The organism is Cytophaga aurantiaca DSM 3654 (assembly GCF_000379725.1).
GTDB classification, from domain to species: Bacteria; Bacteroidota; Bacteroidia; order Cytophagales; family Cytophagaceae; genus Cytophaga; species Cytophaga aurantiaca.
On sequence record NZ_KB903643.1, the window covers coordinates 273,166 to 279,718 of the forward strand.

4 protein-coding genes are annotated in these 6,553 nt (G+C 37.0%); 1 reads left to right on the plus strand and 3 read right to left on the minus strand.

Annotated elements, in window-relative coordinates; translation table 11 throughout:
* Positions 1-14 precede the first annotated feature (14 nt).
* Both A3EE_RS0112635 and A3EE_RS0112640 read right to left on the minus strand, forming a co-directional pair.
* Complete coding sequence (locus tag A3EE_RS0112635) at positions 15-1,202, minus strand: phosphoglycerate kinase (protein WP_018343819.1); 1,188 nt, start codon at positions 1,200-1,202, stop codon at positions 15-17.
* 114 nt (positions 1,203-1,316) lie between these two features.
* A complete protein-coding gene (locus tag A3EE_RS0112640) occupies positions 1,317-1,664 on the minus strand; it encodes a 4Fe-4S binding protein (protein WP_018343820.1) in 348 nt (115 codons plus the stop codon).
* 93 nt (positions 1,665-1,757) lie between these two features.
* On the opposite strand from A3EE_RS0112640, the gene A3EE_RS0112645 reads away from it, so the two are divergent.
* Positions 1,758-2,774 (plus strand): acyl-CoA reductase, encoded by a 1,017-nt coding sequence (locus A3EE_RS0112645; protein WP_018343821.1) that lies wholly within the window; start codon positions 1,758-1,760, stop codon positions 2,772-2,774.
* Between the two features lie 71 nt (positions 2,775-2,845).
* On the opposite strand, the gene A3EE_RS0112650 is transcribed toward A3EE_RS0112645, so the two are convergent.
* Complete coding sequence (locus A3EE_RS0112650; protein WP_425386829.1) at positions 2,846-6,502, minus strand: T9SS type B sorting domain-containing protein; 3,657 nt, start codon at positions 6,500-6,502, stop codon at positions 2,846-2,848.
* Positions 6,503-6,553 lie beyond the last annotated feature (51 nt).

A 6,553-nucleotide genomic window follows, 5' to 3' on the forward strand; every position in this document is an offset into this window, starting at 1 on the left:
CTAGCAATTGGAAACTATTGCTCTAATGCTGCAACACCCGGAAGTGTCTTGCCTTCGAAGTATTCAAGCAATGCACCACCACCTGTAGATACATAAGATACATCGTTGCCGAAACCTAGGTTGTTGATCGCAGCAGCTGAATCACCACCACCGATCAATGAGAAAGCACCTTTTTGAGTTGCTTCTTTAACAGCTTTTGCAATAGCAATTGTGCCTGTAGCAAAGTTTGCAAATTCAAACACGCCCATTGGTCCGTTCCATAAAACAGTTTTAGAGTTTGCAACTACATCGCTGAATATTTTAACTGTTTCAGGTCCGATATCTAAACCTTCCCAGCCATCCGGAATTTGACCTGTTGCAACAGTTTGACGATTTGCGTCATTGCTGAAATCATCTGCTATCACATTGTCTACAGGGAAATATAATTTAACATTTTTTGCTTTTGCTTTTTCAATTAAAGAAAGTGCAAGTTCTAATTTATCCGGCTCGTTGATTGACTTACCAATCTTGCCACCTAATGCTTTTGTGAATGTATAAGACATACCACCACCAATGATCAGGTTGTCAACAGTGTCTAATAAATTCTCAATAACCATGATCTTGTCAGAGATCTTAGAACCACCCATAACAGCTGTTACTGGCTTCTGACCGCTTTTTAATAATTTATTAGCATTGTCAAGTTCAGCCTGCATTACATAACCGCAAACTTTATCTTTGAAGAATTGTCCGATAACTGCAGTTGAAGCGTGTGCTCTGTGTGCTGTACCAAATGCATCGTTCACCCAAACATCTCCCAATACAGAAAGTTTTTTAGCAAATTCAACATCTCCTTTTTCTTCTTCAGGATAGAAACGTAAGTTCTCAAGTAACAATACTTGTCCTGGTTTTAAAGCTGCTGCTTTTGCTTTTGCATCTTCACCAATACAATCAGCTGCAAACAATACTTCCTGGCCAAACATTTTGTTCAAATAAGGAAGTATGTGTTTTAAAGAATATTTTTCTTCCGGTCCACCTTTTGGTCTACCTAAGTGTGACATCAAAATTGCTGAACCACCATCTTTTAATACTTTATTAACAGTAGGAAGTACTGCTTTTAATCTAGTATCATCTGTAATTTCAAAACTCTTGTTAAGAGGTACGTTAAAATCAACGCGTATCAGGGCTTTTTTACCTGAAAAGTTAAAACTGTCTACTGTTTTCATGGTGGTTTTTTAAATTATCTCAATTCTTCTCCTAAAATAGTAATACCTTTTAAAATAAAAAAGGCGACTGATAGCCGCCTTTTTTACATTATTGATTAATACTTGATAATGAGCTTATTCTCCGTGGAGCCAAGCTTTCTTAGCAGCTAATTCTTCTGTAGTTTCAACATTATCCGGATCGTCAACACAACAATCAACCGGACAAACGGCTGCACACTGCGGTTCTTCATGAAAACCGGTGCATTCAGTACACTTGTTTGGAACAATGTAATAGAACTCGTTTGATACCGGTTCAATTGGATCTTTAGCATCAATAGATGTGCCATCTTCCATTTGGATTTCAGTCAAACTAGTACCTGCTGCATAGTTCCATTCAACTCCACCTTCATATATTGCTGTATTCGGACATTCAGGTTCGCATGCACCACAATTAATGCATTCATCGGTTATTATGATAGCCATATTTCTTTATTCTAGTAATTGGTTTACAAAATTAGATACAAAATCCTTAGGTTCAAATTATATTTGCATTTAATACACCAACAAAAAATACGAATGAAAGGTTTACATACAGATTTACAGACGTTTGCTTCATTGCATGATTATCTGAAAAATATCCATTCTGAAGAATTAAATGAATGGATCTATCGTGCAGAAGCAAATAATCCTTGGTTTACAGCTGAAAATGTAAAATCTGCAATAGATGGAATTATTGATTTAATAGAGCCTGTTGCTCTTGAAAAATTTTATTCGAGCTACACAATTTCTTCTCAAATGAAGAAAGTCGGAGTGATTATGGCCGGAAATATTCCTGCCGTAGGTTTTCACGATCTGCTATGTGTAGTGTTGTCGGGGAATATTTTATATGCAAAACTGAGTTCAGATGATTCTGTTATTCTGAAAAAAATCACAGAAGTTTTAGTTAAAATAAATTCATCTTTTCAAGAACGAATCTTTTTTGTTGATCAGTTGAAAAATATGGATGCCTATATCGCAACTGGAAGCGATAACTCGGCAAAACACTTTGAGTATTATTTCAGAAATACACCAAACATTATTCGTAAAAACAGAACGTCTGTTGTTGTAATCAATGGAGATGAGGATACTGAAAAATTAATCTTGTTGGGTGAAGATGTATTTAATTATTTTGGTTTAGGATGTAGAAATGTTTCACACCTGTATTTGCCTGAAGGATATTCACCCACTACACTGTTAAGAGCGTGGGAGGGGATATACAACAAACTTCAGAATCATCATAAATACATGAACAATTATGAATACAATAAAGCTGTTTTATTGATCGATCAAGTCCATCATTTTGATTCAGGTTATGTATTGCTAAAAGAATCAGATAGTATTTTTTCGCAGATTGCAACGTTGACGTATTCATTCTATCGTTCAAAAGAAGAACTTGCATCAAAACTTGTTGAGTTAGAAAATCAATTACAATGTATTGTGTCTTCTAAAGAAACATCTTTATTTCCAACGGTTAGAATAGGAAAGGCGCAACATCCATCAATATCTGATTTTGCGGATGGCGTAGATACCATGAAGTTTTTAATAAATATATAATCTGTATAAAAGCAAAAAGGTCCCGTCACACTAATTAGCATGACGGGACCTTTTTGCTTTTATATATTCCTTTATCGCGTGACTTCTATCCAGCCTTTATATTTCGTTCCGTTTGGAAGTTTTAACTCATAATAATATACACCATCACTATCTTCATCTGCATCCCATGAGTTATCATAATTGCTGCTTAGGTAAACTCTGTTACCCCATCTGTTTACAATTAATAATTCACTACCAACAGGTAAAGCCATAATTTCAAAACGGTCGTTTTTACCATCTTTATTTGGTGTGATCAGATTCGGAATGAAGAAGTCAACATAGATTGTAATATCAAATGATGCGCGACAGCCATTTGTATCAACAACAAAGATCGTGTGATTGCCTTTTGCTAAACCATTCAATAAAACGGTATCACTTGTAACAGGTTCAAATAAGGTGTTGTCTGAACTCCATAAGTAGCCTGGTGTACCTCCTGCAATGTTGTATATGCCTGCAGTTCCTGAACTTGCATAACGATCTGCATTTTCAGAAAATACTTGTGCTGTAATGACAGCAGGTTCTCCAACTGGGATTGCTATTGCTGAAAGCGTATCGTATTTAAGTGTTGTTTTGTTGTAAACATAGAAACTATCAATGCTGTAAGTACAAGCTTGATCCGTAATATTAAGCAGATATTGTCCTGCTGTTAAATTCGAATACACTGTTGAAGAACCTACGTTGATACCATTGAAGTTGTATTGGAACAAAGGTATTCCGCCGGAAACAGAATCAATAACAATAAAGCCATTATCACTTCCATTACATAATGGTTGGTTTATTCTGATATAAGGTACCGGAGCTGGTTTTGTTGTTACAGACACAACTTTACCATAGTAGCAATTGGCGTCGCTTACGCGGACGTCATATATTCCGGGAGCAAGACCTGTAAATAGCGTATTAGATGTGTAAGTAGTACCAGCATTGATACTATACTGATAAGGAGGTTGACCGCCCGTTACATTTAGAAATTCGATAGTACCATCTGATGTATTACAGGAAGATGGAGTTGTCGGAGCACTGTAGGCAATTGATGGTGGATTTGTTATTGTAAATAAATAATTTGTCATACAATTATTGTTATCTGTAATAATCATTGTATAAGTGCCAGATAATAATTGATCAAACTGTGATGTCGTATTTGTTACTCCATTTAGTGTATATGTATACGGGCTCACACCTCCTGTAACATTGCTTAATCGAATACTTCCTTTTAAATCTCCAGGACAAGGATTGTTAACAATTGTTTTAACAATTAAAGATGTGTCAATACCTGAAGGTTGTATAATGGATGCAGTAGTAGAAGCAGAACAGCCATTGGCGTCCGTCAGGCTTATAGAGTAATTTCCTACAACAAGATTGCTGAACGTACTATCTGTTTGAGTCAAACCGGATGGTGTTAATGTAAAGTTATATACTTTACTTCCTCCATTAGCAGTTATGGCAATAGAGCCATTGTTTCCACCGGCACAAGGCGAAACATTCACAATTGTTTTTATTCCGATTGTAATAGGAGCAGGATCAATTAAAGATGCTACATAACTTGAGTTACAAGTTGATCCGTCATTAATAACAATTGTATAGATTCCTGCAGAAAGGTTAGAGAAGACAGGAGAGGTTTGGAATGTACCTCCGTTTATAGAATAAGTATATCCTGTCAAACCACCAACAACTGTTAATTCACCATCGGTATTACCTGTACATGTAATGGATTTACTTTCACTTATAGTTACATTGATCTTGCTGGTTGTTACAGCAACTGTAATTGGATTGCTGGTACATCCATTAATATCTTTTAAGAGTACGTTTATAGTTGTATCACTTAAAATACTGGATATTGTTAAAGATGAACTTGCCTGGAATGTAAGACCTCCATCAAATGAATACGCATTTGCAGCAGGTGTAAATGCAGGATCTATAGAAGCAGTAATAGTCGTGCTTTGTCCGGAGCAAACTACTGTAGGGCTTGCTGTTGCTGTACCTGTTACAACAGGAGCGTTATTAATTACAATGGTTAATGAATCTTTACAGCTTTTACTATCTGTTACAATAATTTTGTATGTGCCTGCAGTAAGATTGATCAGATCCTGATTGGTACTACCGTTAGACCATAAATAAGTAAATGGTGCGACGCCGCCTGATACACTTACATCAATTGCTCCAGAAAGAGGATTTGTACAATCAATCGGAGTGTTTGATGATGTAATAGCAATCGGACTAGGTTGAGAAACCGTTGCATTAACACTTACTGAACAACCTTTAGAATCCGCTACCGTGATGGTATAGCTATTTGCTGCCAGATTAGTAAATAAACTGTCTGCTTGAGATAGGCCTGATGGATTGATCGTAAATAATTTACCTGTATTTCCACCATTTGTTGTAACTGAAATTGAACCGCTGTTAGTTAATTGACAAGGGTTGTTATCGATAATTTGTTTGATACCGATTGTGAGCAATGCAGGTTCGGCAAGTGTAATTGTATAGCTCGATTGGCAGGTAGTTCCATTATCTACTAAAACTACATAAGTACCTTTTGCTAAGCCTGAAAATACATTAGAAGGTTGCGCCGCTCCGCCATTAAGTGAATACGTATAACCAACAGAGCTGCCTGTAACATTTAATGTTATTTCCCCATCACTGGATCCAAAACAGGAAATAGCTTTCGTTTCAGTTAATGTTGCATTTACATTGTTGGTAGAAATTGTTACCAGTATAGGATTACTTAAACATCCGTTTATATCTTTTAAAACTACACTTATTGTTGTATCGGCAATTATTTGAGCAATAGGAAAGGACGATGCATTCTGGAACGTTACACCACCATTGAACGAATAAGCATTTGCTGCGGGAGAATATGCTGGATTAAGCACTGCAGAGATTGTAGTACCTTGTCCTGAACAAATAAGTGCTGGTGCAGCAGATGCTGTTCCTGTAATAGGTGCACCATTAACCAGTGTAAATGAAATCGGGGTAGAGTTTGAACAGCCTTTACTGTCTGTTACAGTTACTGTATAAGTTCCGGCGATTATGTTACTCAGGTTTTGAGTTGTAGTACCATTGCTCCATGCATATGTATAAGGAGCTGTACCACCCGTAGGAGTGCTCAGGGAAATAGAACCGGAAGCAGAACCGTTACATGAAGGATCTACTGTTGTACCCGTACTTGATATGGACGTAGGCTCTGTAATTGTATAGGGCCCGAATGTCTGAGAACATCCTTTGGAATCTGTAATGGTAAGTGTGTAGATTCCTGCAACTACATTTGTTAGGCTTTGTGTTGTTGCTCCATTACTCCATGCATACGTATAAGGTGCAGTTCCTCCGGTTGGATTGGAGATGTTGATCGAACCGGTTGCTGTACCGCTGCAGGTAGTATTAGAAGGAGTTGCTGTTGCAAGTATCGCGTTTGGTTCTGTAATTACAAATGGTAAGGATAATGTACATCCACTCGCATCTTTTATAACAACACTATAACTTCCTGCTACAATATTTATTAAATTTTGAGTAGTTGCACCAGTATTCCAAGTGTATGTATACGGCCCTAAACCACCTGTTGCAGCTGTAATATTAATAGCGCCTGTTGCAGTTCCATGACAAGTAACGTTTGTTGTTGCACCTGTACTTGATATTGGTGTTGGTTGACTGATTGTAAAAGGAGCTAACGCTTTTGAACAACCATTTTTATCTGTAATGGTAACNGTATATGTTCCTGCAGCTACCCCTGAAAGATTCTGTGTAGTAGC